The sequence below is a fragment of the Paenibacillus sp. FSL E2-8871 genome (assembly GCF_038000345.1).
Taxonomy (GTDB): Bacteria; Bacillota; Bacilli; order Paenibacillales; family Paenibacillaceae; genus Paenibacillus_AQ.
Genome location: NZ_JBBOBV010000001.1, coordinates 1,983,221 through 1,998,139, shown reverse-complemented (window position 1 = coordinate 1,998,139; position 14,919 = coordinate 1,983,221). Strand labels below are relative to the sequence as shown.

At 43.4% G+C, this 14,919-nt stretch carries 19 protein-coding genes; all 19 read left to right on the top strand.

All coding sequences use genetic code 11. The features are described 5' to 3' along the window. The first annotated feature begins 4 nt into the window (after window positions 1-4). The 19 genes from fliG (at window position 5) to flhB (ending at window position 14,917) form a co-directional block, all read left to right on the top strand. Window positions 5-1,021 (top strand): flagellar motor switch protein FliG, encoded by a 1,017-nt coding sequence (fliG, locus tag NYE25_RS09210; RefSeq protein ID WP_042128934.1) that lies wholly within the window; start codon window positions 5-7, stop codon window positions 1,019-1,021. Continuing rightward, window positions 1,014-1,862 (top strand): FliH/SctL family protein, encoded by an 849-nt coding sequence (locus tag NYE25_RS09205; RefSeq protein ID WP_042189449.1) that lies wholly within the window; start codon window positions 1,014-1,016, stop codon window positions 1,860-1,862. The genes fliG and NYE25_RS09205 overlap by 8 nt, the downstream gene beginning before the upstream one ends. Then, window positions 1,843-3,168, top strand: a complete 1,326-nt coding sequence (gene fliI, locus NYE25_RS09200; RefSeq protein ID WP_042128931.1) for a flagellar protein export ATPase FliI — start codon at window positions 1,843-1,845, stop codon at window positions 3,166-3,168. Before NYE25_RS09205 ends, fliI begins: the two co-directional genes overlap by 20 nt. Before the next feature lie 9 nt (window positions 3,169-3,177). Next, a complete protein-coding gene (gene fliJ / locus NYE25_RS09195; protein WP_076285416.1) occupies window positions 3,178-3,621 on the top strand; it encodes a flagellar export protein FliJ in 444 nt (147 codons plus the stop codon). Window positions 3,622-3,639: 18 nt separating this feature from the next. Further along, complete coding sequence (locus NYE25_RS09190; protein ID WP_305953480.1) at window positions 3,640-4,581, top strand: MotE family protein; 942 nt, start codon at window positions 3,640-3,642, stop codon at window positions 4,579-4,581. Window positions 4,582-4,607: 26 nt separating this feature from the next. After that, complete coding sequence (locus NYE25_RS09185) at window positions 4,608-6,083, top strand: flagellar hook-length control protein FliK (RefSeq protein ID WP_341145745.1); 1,476 nt, start codon at window positions 4,608-4,610, stop codon at window positions 6,081-6,083. A gap of 32 nt (window positions 6,084-6,115) precedes the next feature. Next, window positions 6,116-6,613: a flagellar hook capping FlgD N-terminal domain-containing protein gene (locus NYE25_RS09180; RefSeq protein ID WP_341053175.1), complete on the top strand. Its 498-nt coding sequence runs from the start codon at window positions 6,116-6,118 to the stop codon at window positions 6,611-6,613. Then, the gene (locus NYE25_RS09175) at window positions 6,610-6,996 is read left to right on the top strand and encodes a TIGR02530 family flagellar biosynthesis protein (RefSeq protein ID WP_341053176.1); all 387 of its coding nucleotides are present in this window, start codon (window positions 6,610-6,612) and stop codon (window positions 6,994-6,996) included. Before NYE25_RS09180 ends, NYE25_RS09175 begins: the two co-directional genes overlap by 4 nt. Window positions 6,997-7,099: 103 nt before the next feature. Beyond that, window positions 7,100-7,918 carry a flagellar basal body rod protein FlgG gene (gene flgG / locus NYE25_RS09170; RefSeq protein WP_341053178.1) on the top strand — a complete coding sequence of 273 codons (819 nt, stop codon included), beginning with the start codon at window positions 7,100-7,102 and terminating at the stop codon, window positions 7,916-7,918. Window positions 7,919-8,006: 88 nt separating this feature from the next. Continuing rightward, a complete protein-coding gene (locus tag NYE25_RS09165) occupies window positions 8,007-8,231 on the top strand; it encodes a flagellar FlbD family protein (protein ID WP_042128923.1) in 225 nt (74 codons plus the stop codon). After that, window positions 8,228-8,695, top strand: a complete 468-nt coding sequence (locus NYE25_RS09160; RefSeq protein ID WP_042189445.1) for a flagellar basal body-associated FliL family protein — start codon at window positions 8,228-8,230, stop codon at window positions 8,693-8,695. Before NYE25_RS09165 ends, NYE25_RS09160 begins: the two co-directional genes overlap by 4 nt. A gap of 39 nt (window positions 8,696-8,734) precedes the next feature. Next, the gene (gene fliM / locus NYE25_RS09155) at window positions 8,735-9,733 is read left to right on the top strand and encodes a flagellar motor switch protein FliM (protein WP_076119558.1); all 999 of its coding nucleotides are present in this window, start codon (window positions 8,735-8,737) and stop codon (window positions 9,731-9,733) included. Further along, entirely contained in the window at window positions 9,723-11,024 is a 1,302-nt protein-coding gene (gene fliY, locus NYE25_RS09150) for a flagellar motor switch phosphatase FliY (protein ID WP_076119559.1), read from the top strand. The genes fliM and fliY overlap by 11 nt, the downstream gene beginning before the upstream one ends. 26 nt (window positions 11,025-11,050) lie before the next feature. Continuing rightward, window positions 11,051-11,416, top strand: coding sequence for a response regulator (locus tag NYE25_RS09145; RefSeq protein WP_036688523.1), 366 nt, complete (start codon window positions 11,051-11,053; stop codon window positions 11,414-11,416). Window positions 11,417-11,425: 9 nt separating this feature from the next. Then, on the top strand, window positions 11,426-11,953 hold the full coding sequence (locus NYE25_RS09140) for a flagellar biosynthetic protein FliO (protein ID WP_341145744.1): 528 nt from the start codon (window positions 11,426-11,428) through the stop codon (window positions 11,951-11,953). Continuing rightward, window positions 11,950-12,714, top strand: a complete 765-nt coding sequence (gene fliP / locus NYE25_RS09135) for a flagellar type III secretion system pore protein FliP (protein ID WP_042189441.1) — start codon at window positions 11,950-11,952, stop codon at window positions 12,712-12,714. Before NYE25_RS09140 ends, fliP begins: the two co-directional genes overlap by 4 nt. Before the next feature lie 21 nt (window positions 12,715-12,735). Next, a complete protein-coding gene (gene fliQ, locus NYE25_RS09130; protein WP_036688516.1) occupies window positions 12,736-13,005 on the top strand; it encodes a flagellar biosynthesis protein FliQ in 270 nt (89 codons plus the stop codon). 9 nt (window positions 13,006-13,014) lie between these two features. Continuing rightward, window positions 13,015-13,800, top strand: a complete 786-nt coding sequence (gene fliR, locus NYE25_RS09125) for a flagellar biosynthetic protein FliR (RefSeq protein WP_042194135.1) — start codon at window positions 13,015-13,017, stop codon at window positions 13,798-13,800. Window positions 13,801-13,822: 22 nt separating this feature from the next. Continuing rightward, the gene (gene flhB / locus NYE25_RS09120) at window positions 13,823-14,917 is read left to right on the top strand and encodes a flagellar biosynthesis protein FlhB (protein ID WP_042189439.1); all 1,095 of its coding nucleotides are present in this window, start codon (window positions 13,823-13,825) and stop codon (window positions 14,915-14,917) included. The last annotated feature ends 2 nt before the right edge of the window (window positions 14,918-14,919 follow it).

The window sequence follows — 14,919 nt, the reverse complement described above, 5'->3', positions numbered from 1 at the left end:
ACTAATGGCAAAGGCTAGTCAGCAGGGGCTTAGTGGCCGTCAAAAGGCCGCGATCCTGCTTATCACACTAGGGCCCGAGGTATCGGCGCAAATATTCAAACATTTAAGAGACGAGGAGATTGAACAATTAACTCTTGAAATTGCCAATGTCCGTAAAGTGGACAGCAGTGAAAAAGAGTCGATCATGTCTGAGTTCCATCAGATATGCCTCGCCCAGGAATATATATCACAAGGCGGTATTAACTACGCCAAAGAGATTCTGGAGAAAGCACTTGGTTCCGCAAAAGCAATGGAGGTCATTAACCGTCTGACTGCGACTTTGCAGGTAAGACCTTTCGATTTTGCACGCAAAGCTGATCCAAACCAGATTTTGAACTTTATTCAGAATGAGAATGTCCAGACTATCGCACTTGTATTGTCTTATCTACAATTCGAACAAGCCGCAGCTATTCTCTCCTCATTACCTCAAGAGAAGCAGGCGGAGGTGGCTAGAAGAATTGCTGTAATGGACAGCACCTCTCCGGAGGTCATTACACAAATTGAACGAGTGCTGGAGCAGAAGCTTTCTGCTACAGTAACTCAGGATTATACAAATGCTGGCGGTATCGAATCAATCGTACAAATCTTGAATGGTGTTGACCGTGGGACAGAGCGCACAATTCTGGATTCTCTCGAAATTCAAGATCCAGAGCTCGCCGAGGAAATCAAGAAGCGGATGTTCGTATTCGAGGATATTGTCAATGTGGATAACCGTTCGATTCAGCGTATTATTCGTGATATTGATAATGCGGACCTGCAGCTTGCCCTTAAGGTTGCAAGCGAAGAAGTACGAGATGTTATTTTCCGGAATATGTCCAAACGTATGGCAGAGACATTCCGAGAAGAAATGGAGTACATGGGTCCTGTGCGGTTGCGTGATGTAGAAGAAGCGCAAACGCGTATTGTAGGTACGATCCGCAGACTCGAAGAGTCTGGAGAAATTATCATCGCTCGTGGCGGAGGAGATGACATCATTGTCTAAGCTGATTAAGCATTCTCAGTATGTTCCAGTTGATGTACTGAAAAGATTGGAGCAGGCCCGGCATTATGCGGGCCTAACTGAGGAGCCCGTTCCAGAGGAGACTGTAAGCGAGACTCACTATCATGATCCCGCTCGTGAAGAGGCTGAAGTGGCACGTAAGCAAATGCTTAAAGACGCCCAAGAATTTGCTGAAGAGCAAGTACGGAATGCCTCTCTTGAAGCGGAACAGATTGTTGAATCCTCAAAAGCGGAGGCTGAAGAGTGGTGGAAAGAGCGGCGTGAGCAGGATGAACATCTGGTCGAGGCCGTCAAAGCCGAGGCTTATCAGCTAGGGTATCAAGAAGGTGTTTCTCAAGCTGAGCAAGAGATGAAGCTCAAAATTGCAGCGATGATGGATGAAGCGCGTGCTGTTTTAACTGAAGCCTATAAGGCAAGGGATGTCATTATTCAGGAAGCTGAACCTTTCTTGGTTGAGCTAAGCTGTGATATTGCGGAGAAAATTGTGGATAGACAGTTAACGGTTGAACCGCAGTTTGCAATGGATTTGATTCGGAAGAATCTAGCTCGTAAACGTGAGCAGGGGCTGATTTCACTGTGTGTATCACCTGCGCAGTTCGCTTTCGTAAACGCAGCAAGGGAAGAATTGTCATTAGCGGTTGACTCGCAGGCTGAACTACAGATCTTGCCTGACTCGACTGTGAAAGATCAAGGTTGTGTAATCCGCTCCTCCTTTGGCAGCATAGATGCCCGAATTGATACTCAGCTTGCAGAAATCAAGAAAGAGCTGGTTAGAATCGCGCTGGACACCGATGAGCAGAGAAATGGGGAAGAAGATGCTTGATAGTAACCGTTATAAGGAGCAACTTCGTAATCTCGATCCGGTGAGGATCAATGGGAAAGTGACGCAGGTTATCGGTCTTATGGTTGAATCGGAAGGACCTGATGCTAGCATTGGTGATGTGTGCTATATCTATCCTTCTAAAGGAAATAAGCCGCTGCAAGCTGAAGTCGTTGGTTTCCGTGACAACAAGGTGCTATTAATGCCACTTGGAGAACTGCAGGCCATTGGACCTGGTTGTGATGTAGTGGGAACAGGCAAGCCGCTTAGTGTTCAGGTGGGTTCAGAATTGCTGGGTAAGGTACTGGATGGTCTAGGGCAACCGCTTGATGGTTCCCTGATCCCAGCTCGAATGCCACATAGTTCGACCTTTAACATTCCGTCCAATCCACTCAATAGACCACGAGTGCAAGAACCTATTAGCATCGGTGTAAGAGCGATAGATGGTTTGCTAACAATTGGTAAAGGTCAGCGGGTGGGGATTTTCGCTGGTTCAGGGGTCGGCAAAAGTACGCTCATGGGAATGATTGCACGTAATACATCAGCAGATGTTAATGTTATCGCTCTGATTGGGGAACGTGGCAGGGAAGTACTGGATTTCATCGAACGCGATTTGGGACCTGAGGGTTTGCAGAGGTCAGTCGTTATTGTCGCTACATCTGATCAGCCTGCATTAATTCGAATTAAGGGAGCACTTATTGCTACTACGATTGCTGAGTATTTTCGGGATCGTGGACTTAATGTGATGCTGATGATGGATTCGGTCACTCGTTATGCTATGGCTCAACGTGAAGTTGGACTTGCAGTCGGAGAACCACCAGCTATGAGAGGTTACACACCATCTGTATTTGCAAGCTTACCTAAACTACTAGAACGCGCTGGAACTGGTCCTACAGGCTCTATCACAGCTTTTTACACTGTATTGGTTGATGGTGATGACATGAATGAGCCGATCGCTGATGCAGTGAGAGGAATACTCGATGGACATATCGTCCTTAACCGAAGTATTGCGAACAAAGGACATTTTCCAGCAATAGATGTGCTTTCCAGCATTAGTCGTGTAATGAAGGATATTGCGCCAGAAGAACAGATCGCCGCTGCAGAGAATGTTAAGCGACTAATGGCCGTGTACAAGGATTCAGAGGATTTAATTAATATCGGAGCGTATCAGAGAGGCTCCAATGCTCAAATCGATGAGTCGATGGAGTATATAGACAGTATATGGGAATTCACCAAACAAAGAGTGAATGAAAAAGTTACGCTGGCTGAAGTTCAACAGTCTTTAATTTCACACTTCTCGAGGAGTTGATTCAGTATCATGAGATTTCATTATACTTTTCAAAAAGTCGTTGACTTGAAGGGCAATGAGAAGACACAGGCAGAATGGATGCTCTCAAGCGCGCTTGGAGAATTGCAGGCACAAGAAAGAAGCCTGGATGAACTCACCTTTCAGCGGAGCGCTATTATGTTATCTTTACAAAATGCCGCAGAACAAAAGGCACCTATGGCGAAGATTCGTGAAATGCAAGAATATGTAGAATACCTGGATATATGCATTGCCCGTAAACATACGGACATTAGAAGTGCACATCAGGAAGTCTTGAAGAAGCAAGATCAGTTAAGCACAAAGGTATTAGATGAAAAAGTGTGGTTAAAGGCAAAAGATAAGGCTGAGACACAGTTTCAGCAAAGTATGATTTTACGGGAACAAAACGAACTGGATGAGATGGCAACCGTCCGCTTCGCGATGAAATCCCTCTAACCCGGGAGGTTTCCGCTAGTGGCTAAAATTGATAATGACATGGAACTTGAAAATGAAGGGTCAGCGGGGAAATTTGAGCGGTTCTTATTTCTAATGATACCGATTATCTTCACGCTAGTACTGCTTGGAGTACTGTTGACGCTTTTTAATATGGACATTCGTAATAACGTGCTTGAAGTTGCGAATAAAATTCCGATTCTGGAAAAATGGGTTCCTGATCCGCCAACAGATCCTTCTAAACCGAAGGAAGAAAGCAAAAAGCAGGAAGTGAGCTCAAACTCAACGATTAAGGAGCTCAAAGCTCAGCTTGCCCAGCAGGCAGATGAGTTGAAGAAGGTCACAGATGAAAAAACAGCCCAGGATACCAAAGTTCAGGCGCTAGAGTCGCAAATTGAGGGAATGAAGACGGAAGCTGCTGCAGCTGCTGAAATAAACACGGAGGAAACAGAAGACCCTTATCAGAAGCAGGTTACTGATCTGGCGAAGCTGTACGCGGGCATGAAAGCTTCCAAAGCTGCACCGATTATGGAGAATTTGACTACAGAAGAGATGGTGCAGATATTCAGCGTAATGAATAAAGCGAGTAAAACTGCGATTCTGGAAAAAATGGATCCTCAAAAAGCGGCAGATGTGACGATTAAGTTGAAAGAAACTACCTCTTCGGGTGATATGGCAATTGCTGCTCTTCAATCTAGATTGAAAAAAGAAGCTGGCACTACTCAAACGACTAAAACTAGTACAAATCTGGATAAGGAAAAGTTGAACCAAACCTTTAGTTCAATGACGCCTGCCAATGCAGCTTCTCTACTAGGAGAAATGTATAAGATTAGCCCTGATAAAGTAGTAACGATTATGAATACCGTTAGTGATAGTGTTCGTTCTTCGATTTTGGGGGAAATGACTAAAAATGATAGTGCGCAAACCGCGAAGATTGTTAACCGTTTGATGGGTGCTAAATAAAATAGTGAAAGGAGGTGAAAAATAATATGAGTTTAGTGGTTCAATCGCTTGTGAGCGCAAATGCTACAGCCGCAAGTGGTAGCTCATCGACTTCTACTGGCACAACAGCTGCTGTACCTTTCGCGCAGACTTTAGTGCAAACTATGGGAGGAAACACAGCTAACACCACATCGGTACCTACTGATCCGCTTCTAGGAAATCTAGCCTCTTTATTGCAAGGTCTTTTAAAGGAAGTGCAGACAACTGGAGAAGATCAAGGGGAACAAGATACGCAGAATTCTGATCTTATCGAGAAGCTAACTGCTGATGTTGAAAATCTGGATGAAAGAATCAATAGCGATCCTGCTGTGCTGGTAGCTTTGCAAGCTTGGCTTCTTCAGGTATCAGCTCTTCTATCAGGAAGTCAAGCGACTGAAGGTGATGCTACATCTGATACGGAGTCGGCAGGAAGCTTGTCGCCGTTAGCTCAGCATGCGGATACACTGCGATTTGCTGTTCAAGATGATTTGCAAAGTTTAGTTACTATGATTCAGGAAGCTGCTGTCAGTGGGAACGAAGAAGCTGCTAGTAAAGGAATAAGCCTGTTAAATAATTTTACAGCAATACTAGAACAGTCCTCCGCTAACACTATTAAGGGGAAGGGAAAGAACTCCAGTTTAAATGAAAATTCTGGTGTATCTGTACAACAACCTATAGTGACTGAAAGCAATGGTAATACGACGGACAAGACCATTCAAAACCTTAGTAACCGTGCTGGAGAAGCGACTGCAATTAAGAATGAAGCAGTCCTAACTTCCCCTGTGACCTCAGGAGCTGTTCAAGATCCTGAAGCAGAGCTTACCGCTCCATTGATTAAAAGCAGTGCAACTGGAGAAACAAAGCAGGCAGAATCAGCTCAAGATTCCACATCAGGAACTACTATCATAGAAGGAGATCATGAGGTTGTAACTGCTGGTCAACTAGCTCTTCGAGGAGGAATTACTGCTCCATTGAAGGCTGAGGTTCCAGTAGCTCCTGTACCCGTTCATCAGTTTGCACAGGAAATGACCGGTTTTATTACAGGTAAATTGGAGATTGTGCAAAAAGGCGGAGTAGCTGAGGCTACGATATCACTCTTTCCAGAAAATCTCGGACAAGTAGATGTTAAGATTACTATGCAAAACGGCCATCTGGTTGCACAGTTTATGACTGAACATTCCGGAGCAAAGGATATGTTGGAACAGCAGATGAACCAGCTTCGAGCAGCATTGCAGTCTCAAGGCCTCCAAGTAGAAAAATTGGAAGTCACACAAAATAATACCCCCCTCAATTCAGGGTGGGGTCAAGAAGGACGCCAACCTGGTTCTGGAAGTGGTCAGCAGGGAAGACGCTCCAAAGAAAGTCGTGAGGAAGCTAATGATGCCATTCTTGCCGCAGAGCTAAATGGTGAATGGAAAGATTGGGTTTCAAACGCAGGGCAAGAAGATGATAATCAAGGGAACTCCTTCTCTGCCAAAGCTTAAACTTATCACAAGTGAAAGAGAGGTGAACGGTTATGACGACAACAACAACTCCTCCTGTTTCTACCAAAGACCAGTGGAATTATACAACTCCTGAATCTACTAAAACAACAGGGAATTCTGTATTGGGTAAGGATCAGTTTTTGAAGATATTGATCACCCAGCTGCAGAATCAAGATCCGATGCAGCCGATGCAAGATAAAGAATTTATTGCTCAAATGGCACAGTTTACATCTGTTGAGCAGCTGATGAATATCTCTACACAGCTTACATCAATGAATCAGTCTCTTGGATCAGTATCCGGCTTGATTGGTAAAGATATCACATGGACGGATACCGCCACAAATCTACCTAAGACAGGGAACGTTGAATCAATCGTTGTCAGCAAGGGGATTCAATATGCGGTTGTGGGGAAAGACAGAATTGCTTTAACCGATATTACACAAATTCAGAATCCCGCAACAACAGAGAATGGTTCTGGTACAGATAATAATACTCCGGAGAATAACGGAGGAAGCGAGGCGACAATATGAGTGACAGGCTGACCATAGGCCAACTGTATCCTGCGTCGTCCCTACATTCCTCAACGTTACAGCGATCTTCGATACCGAAGCAGACTGTGACTGGAGAAGCCTCCTTTGAGAGCGTACTGCAACAGAAGCTACTAAAATTCAGCAATCATGCTGCTAAGCGTCTTGAACAAAGAGGAATTGAACTTGGAAGCAGACAACTGGATCAGATATCTTCTGCTGTGGATAAAGCTGCTGCCAAAGGCAGTAAAGAATCCTTGATATTAATGAAGGACTTGGCATTTATCGTAAGTGTCCCGAATCGTACGGTTGTAACCGCTATGGATGGAAATTCGATTAAAGATAACGTATTTACGCAAATTGATAGTGCAATTGTGATTTCATAACCGGCTGGTCCTAACGGAAAGCCGAGGCGGCCGCTGACCGACTGACGCGGTCCCATTCACTTAGTAAGTTATTAGGACTCTATAATCTGGGAGGACAACACAAATGTTAAGATCTATGTATTCAGGGGTTTCGGGGATGAGAGGCTTTCAGACTAAGCTTGATGTAATCGGTAATAACATTGCCAATGTCAATACAATTGGTTTTAAATCAGGACGGGTTATGTTCAAGGACATTATGAGTCAAACCGTTTCTGGTGTAACTGCTCCTAGTGATGATGGTGCAGGTGGTATGAATGCTAAACAAATCGGACTGGGCGTAAGTATCGCTTCTATCGATACACTCCATTTGTCCGGTAGTGCTCAAACTACTAATAACCCGACAGATTTACGCATTGACGGAGATGGATTTTTCCTAGTAAAGCTATCAGGAGATCAAGAAACACCTTTCTTGACTCGTGCAGGAGATTTTCATGTAGATGCTGCACGTAATCTTGTAACTTCTGACGGACTTCATGTGCTAGATTCCGATGGTGGACCCATTCAACTGGGTGATGATGTAACAGCATTCTCCATTTCCAATGATGGAACGATTGTTCAGACCATGTCGGATGGAACGACTGAAGCAGGTGTGAAGATCGGTGTAGCTAAGGTTACTAATCCATCTGGGTTAGAGAAAATTGGTGGCAATCTATACCGTATGTCACTTAATGCGAATGCAGAAGGTGAGCTTGTTCCTACAGTAGCAAATGATACTGAAACTGGAACAGGCGCTATCATTTCTGGTCAACTCGAAATGTCCAATGTGGATCTTACGAATGAATTTACAGAAATGATCGTATCGCAACGTGGATTCCAGGCGAACTCCCGTATCATTACGACTTCTGATGAAGTGCTGCAGGAAGTAGTTAACCTGAAGCGTTAATTTTATCAATAATTAAATATCTTTTTAAAGATTAACGCGGAGTCGTGGGGGAGGTACCCCTCCCCCTATTTTTGTTAGGAGGCCTGTTATGATATCGGTAACGAGATTAAATGGAACACCGATGTGGATCAATGCCCTACTGGTAGAAATGGTAGAAGAAAGCCCGGATACATATATTACGCTAGTAACCGGAAAAAGACTGATCGTGCTTGAAAAAGCTGATGAAGTTATTACGAAGATCCGGGATTATAACAGGGACATAGGCACATATGCTGCCACCATTAAAGTCCAGTCAATGGAGGAGCTAACATGAAGAAGATGCTGCCATGGTTACTTACGATCTTACTTGCGATTACACTTATCGTGATCGCCGCATTTTTATTAATGGACAAGATCTTTCCGAAAGATTCGAATGATGTAAATGCTGCGGTTCAAAGTGTGGAAACCAAGTATTTAACTGCAGATGAAATCGTCGAATTAACGGCAGAGATCAAAGATATCAAAACAAATCTTGCTGATCCCGATTATATCGTTCAAATAGATTTCGCCTTCCAACTGAATTCTGCGAAATCAAAGGAAGCATTCGAAAAAATAAAAGAGATCAAAATCAAACCGATTATTATCAAAACGCTTGCAGATACCAAACCTGAGGAGCTTAATGGAGCAAATGGCAAAGACCAGCTTAGCAGCAAGCTTGTTAATCTGATCAATAAGACATTGACCGAAGGCAAAATCACTCAGATCGAAGTCACCAAATACCTTTTGGCTTCTATGTAGCTTCAGGCATGATAATTCTTTGATAGGGGGGTGATTGAATTGGTTGATGTACTATCACAAAACGAAATAGATGCTCTACTTGCTGCACTTTCTTCAGGTGAGATGGATGCCGATGAACTTAAAAAGGAAGAAACTCAGAAGAAGATCCGATCTTATGACTTTAAACGGGCTGTTCGATTTTCTAAAGATCATATTCGTAGTCTTACAAGGATTCATGACAATTTCGCACGTTATCTTACAACGTACTTTTCAGCCCAATTACGCACCTTTGTGCAGATTAATGTCGTTCAAGTAGAGCAGCTCCCTTATGATGAATTCATTCGTTCCATTCCGAAAATGACAATACTGAACATTTTTGAAGCCGAACCTTTAGAAGGTCGAATGGTAATGGAAGTTCATCCAAACATCGCTTTCGCTATGCTGGACAGATTGCTGGGCGGTTTTGGGACTGCGCCATCTAAGATTAATGCTTTAACTGAAATCGAAACAACGATTATGGAGCGTATCTTCAGCAGATGTTTTGAGAGTTTGCAGGAGGCTTGGAAGACTGTGCTGGATATCCATCCGCGCATGGAAGCGCTCGAAACGAACCCACAGTTCATGCAAATTGTATCGCCAAATGAGACCATTGCATTGATCTCGTTAAGCACCAAAATTGGAGATACAACAGGTATGATCAATCTGTGCATTCCGCACGTCGTTCTGGAACCAATAATGTCTAGATTATCTGTTCACCAATGGTTTGTAACAGAGAAGAAGACGCGGGATGCAGATGAACTTGAAGCTATTAAAGCTAGAGTTCATAAGGCGAAACTGCCGATTGTCGCTGAACTTGGAGAATCGAGCTTATCTATATCTGAGTTTCTTGGGCTTAGCGTCGGTGACGTGATCTCACTAAATAGGAATGTAGATACTGGACTCTCGATTAAGGTAGGGGAGAAGCTTAAGTTCATCGGAAGTCCTGGAATGGTGAAAGACCGGGTAGCCGTGCAAATAGACGAGATTGTCAGTGAAGGAGTTGAAGAATTTGACGAGTAAAGATTATTTATCCCAAGAAGAAATCGACGCCCTTCTGAGACAATCTGCGGAAGGCTCATTGGCTCCTTCAGAGAAAACGGTAAATGACTATTTAACACCGTTTGAACAGGATGCTTTGGGTGAAATCGGTAATATAACATTTGGTAGTGCAGCGACAGCTCTTTCCACTTTACTGGGGAAAAAGGTTGATATTACAACCCCTCAAGTTTCCATCATTACACGCGGGGAGTTTGAAGTGGCTTTTCCTAAACCACATGTAGCTGTACACGTGGAATATGTAGATGGATTTCAGGGTATTAACTCACTTGTTATTAAGATTAGGGATGCACAGGTCATCGCAGATTTAATGCTTGGTGGGGAAGGCGAACCTAAAGATGAAGAATTGAATGAAATACACATTAGTGCTGTGCAGGAAGCTATGAACCAAATGATGGGTTCTTCTGCCACATCAATGTCTACGATCTTCAATCGATTTGTTAATATTTCGCCTCCGGGTATCGACATTTTAAACATGTCCAGTGGTGAAGGTGTAGGCAGTTTACCCAATGAAGAAACCTTAATTCGAATTTCGTTTCGACTTAAGATAGGAGATTTAATAGACTCTACTATTATGCAGCTCTTGCCTGTCCAGTTTGCTAAGGATATGGTAACGATGCTTCTGGGTGATGTTAGCCCTGCAGCGCAGGAGGCTGCAGTTACGTCGACAGAGACTCCTGCTAAGCCAGCTCAAGAGACGCCTCCTGTAGCTCCTCCAGTGCAACAGGCGCCTTCACAGCCCGTAGGAGAAACACCTCCACCATACCCGCCGCAGGGGATGCCTGGTTATCCAGGAATGCCAGAAGGCGGATATTATTACCCTCCAGCAGGAATGCCGGCGTATGGCATGCCAGGGATGCCACCCTACGGAATGCCACCTCAAGGCATGCCTTATGGGCAGACACAACCGCTTAGTCCTGAAGCGAATCGCAATGTAAATGTACAGCCTGTACAGTTTGCTAACCTTAACGGTGGAGCTTTTGGTCATATTGATGAAAACAATTTAAATTTATTGATGGACATACCGCTTAGAGTAACCGTAGAATTAGGAAGGACCCAGAAGCAGATTAAAGATATTTTAGAAATGTCTCAAGGCTCGATCATTGAGCTGGACAAGCTCGCCGGTGAGCCTGTAGATATTTTGGTTAACAACAAGCTTATTGCCAAAGGTGAAGTCGTAGTTATCGACGAAAACTTCGGCGTACGCGTTACGGATATCGTCAGCCAGTGGGACCGAATTCAGAAATTACAATAAGCATACTTAGGGAGGATTTTGTAAAAATGGCTAACCGAATTCTAATCGTGGACGATGCAGCATTTATGAGAATGATGATCCGTGACATTTTGTCGAAAAACGGATTTGAAGTAGTGGGCGAAGCTCAGGACGGTTCTCAAGCTATAGAGAAATTTAAAGAACTGCGTCCAGACCTTATCACGATGGATATAACTATGCCTGAGATGGACGGAATCGCCGCCCTGAAAGAAATCAAGAAGGTAGATCCGGCTGCTAAGGTCATCATGTGTTCAGCCATGGGCCAGCAGGCTATGGTTATCGATGCTATTCAAGCGGGAGCAAAAGACTTTATTGTGAAGCCTTTCCAAGCTGACCGAGTTATCGAAGCTATCAACAAAACGTTGGGTGTGTAGGAAAAAGACATGCCCGTCAATTCAGAACCGCTCGGGAGCAATAACACCCTGCTGAATTTGCTTAACGTTATTATTGTCCTTGCGGTAATCATTGTACTTATTGTGCTGCTGATCCGTTTTCTTGGACGTCGTAATCAGACCTTTATGAGCGGGCGCTCCATTCGAACGCTTGGTGCTGTAGGGCTGGGACCTAACAAGTCGATGCAGGTTATTGAACTGGGAAGCAGCCTTTACTTAATCGGGATTGGTGAGAACATATCCATCTTGGATAAAGTCACTGATCCGGATGAGGTAGCTTTGATCATTGCAGCATTTGAGGATCAGTCCTCCAACCAGAATAATTTTCTCGCACCGCTTATTGCCAAGGTTAAGGTTAAGCTGCGTGGGGAGGTTCCATCAGAAGAAATCGAGCTTAGTGAAACATTATCTTTTTACGAGACACTGCAATCCAAGCTTCGTTCTGCACCAGAGCGAAAAGAGAAAATGGAAGAGCTGTTACGGGATGATGTTACTAAGGATGAGTCGAGGAATTTATGAAAAAGAAGCTAATTCTTGCTATTCTGCTGTTCGGGTTCATTAGTATAGTTATGATGCGGCCGATACATGCTGATCCTATACCTAATGTTAATATTCAGGTCGGTAATGAAGATGGTTCAAGCGGTGGTACCAGTTCCATATCAATTCTTCTTCTCGTTACGGTTCTGAGTATTGCTCCGGCGTTTCTAGTTCTTATGACCAGTTTTACTAGAATTGTAATCGTGCTCGGTTTTGTTAGAACCTCACTTGGTACTCAGGCCATGCCTCCGAATCAGGTGCTGGTAGGGCTTGCTCTGTTTCTGACCCTGTTCATTATGTCGCCAACTTTGGCGCAAGTGAATGAAACGGCATTACAGCCGTATATGAAGGGGACGATTACCCAGACTGAGGCTTTTGATAAAGCTGCTGATCCGATGAAAGAGTTTATGTTTAAACAGACCAATTCCAAAGACCTTTTGTTATTTATGAAATATACCGGTTATACGGGATCGGCTAAACCGGCTACATACAGTGATATTCCACTGACGGTGATGGTGCCAGCTTTCGCAATTGGAGAATTGAAAAAAGCTTTTACAATGGGCTTCTTAATTTTCATTCCATTTCTGATTATTGATATTGTTGTGGCGAGTACGCTGATGGCCATGGGGATGATGATGCTTCCCCCGGTCATGATTTCATTACCTTTTAAAATTATGCTCTTTGTACTGGTAGACGGCTGGTACTTAGTCATTAAATCACTACTTCTTAGTTTTAACACCTGACCTTAAGAGGAGGCATGAGGATTGAGTACGGAGTTTATTATCGGTCTAGCAAGCCAAGCCGTATATTTAGTGCTGGAAGTCAGCGCTCCCATGCTGATTCTTGGTCTGGTGGTAGGGCTAATAATCAGTATCTTTCAAGCTACGACACAGATTCAGGAACAGACGCTAGCGTTTGTTCCAAAAATCGTCGCAGTACTGCTGGCTTTATTGCTATTTGGACCGTGGATCATCACGAAGCTAATTGACTTTACTAGCCAAATTCTAGGCAATCTCTATATGTATATTGGTTAACCAATGAACATGGATACCTTATTGCAAAGTTTACCCGTCTTTTTGCTTATTTTTTGTCGAATTACAGCCTTTTTTGTTGTCGTTCCTGTATTTTCTTCTCAAGGGGTACCGACAACTTTTAAGATTGGCATATCTTTTTTTGTAGCATTGGTAGTCTTTAGTGCTAATGGAACAGGGATTACGATTCCGCAGGATTTTAGTTATATTTTGCTGATTATGAGAGAAGTATTAATAGGTTTATTGCTAGGTTTCATTGGATATTTGATGTTTATGGCGATTCAGACAGCAGGTTCTTTCATTGATATTCAGATTGGCTTCGGTATTGCCAACGTCATTGATCCTATGACAGGAACGTCAGCACCTATTCTCGGTAATTTCAAATATATGATAGCCCTGCTAATGTTTTTGAGTATGAATGGACATCACCATTTACTAGATGCCATTGTGTACAGCTATAAATGGATTCCTATGAATAATGATTTGTTTCTACGCATGGTTGATGGTAGTTTGTCAGAGTTTCTGGTCCGAACATTTGCGCAGTCGTTTGTATTAGCTTTTCAAATGTCGGCTCCATTAGTAACTGCACTGTTTCTGACCGATGTTGGTCTTGCTTTTTTAGCGAGAACGGCTCCGCAATATAATGTATTCGTTATAGGGGTTCCTCTAAAAATCATCATAGGTATTGCACTTCTTTTAGTGCTGATGCCAGGTCTGGCTGTGTTGTTTCAGAATCTCTTCGAAATCATGTTCGAATCCATGGAGAATTTACTGGGTCTCATGGGGAAGAAGCCGTAGGTGACCGTAAGGGGAGAGTATTATGCCTAAGACGAAGCGTTATAGACTAGATCTTCAACTCTTCGCCGGTGAAAAGACGGAAAAAGCAACCCCGAAGAAACGGCAGGATGCTCGTAAAAAGGGCCAAGTAGCCAAAAGTGCTGAGCTGTCTGGTGCGGTTGTATTGCTAGCTGCGGTAGTTAGCTTGATGATGTTTGGTGGTTTTATGAAAGAGCGTTTTATGAAGCTATACACGGACGTATTTCAGAATCGAATGATGCTGGACGTTACGCCTGAGAATATAACGCTGCTATTTAATCAGTATGGCTTGCAAATCTTGATTTTGCTAGCTCCATTACTTGGAATTACGTTTGTTATGGCACTTGTTTCCAACTTGGCGCAGGTGGGCTTTATGGCTACAGGAGAGGGGATTACTCCTAAATTCAGTAAGATTAATCCGATAAAAGGATTCAAAAATATTTTCTCTATGCGTTCGTTTGTAGAATTCCTGAAATCAATATTTAAGCTTCTAATTATTTCTTATCTGGTATATAGCACATTATGGGGAGAAAAGAAGAACTTTGCATCCCTGTCGCATATCAGTGCGGAGGGGATTTTTAAGTTTGCGGCCAAGCTGACGATGAGTCTTGGTTTGAAAATCGGGGTTGCCCTGCTAATTATGGCTTTTCTAGATTTTATGTATCAGAAGTACGAGCACGAAAAAAGCCTGAAAATGTCTAAGCAGGATATCAAGGATGAATACAAAAAAATGGAGGGTGACCCTCTAATTAAAGGTAAGATCAGGGAACGCCAACGCAGAATGGCCATGCAACGTATGATGCAGGAAGTTCCTAACGCGGATGTAATTATTACAAATCCAACTCACTTTGCTGTTGCGCTAAAATATGATGGTTCCAAAATGGAGGCGCCACAGATTATTGCAAAAGGGCAGGATTATGTAGCACTTCGTATACGGGAGCTGGCTAAAGAACATGGCGTCGTGACTATGGAAAACAAACCGCTGGCACGGGCATTATTCCAAAGAGCAGAAATTGGAGATGTCGTTCCAAATGATCTGTTTCAGGCTGTAGCTGAAGTGCTGGCATATGTATATAAACTTAAAGGTAAGAGGAAATAAGG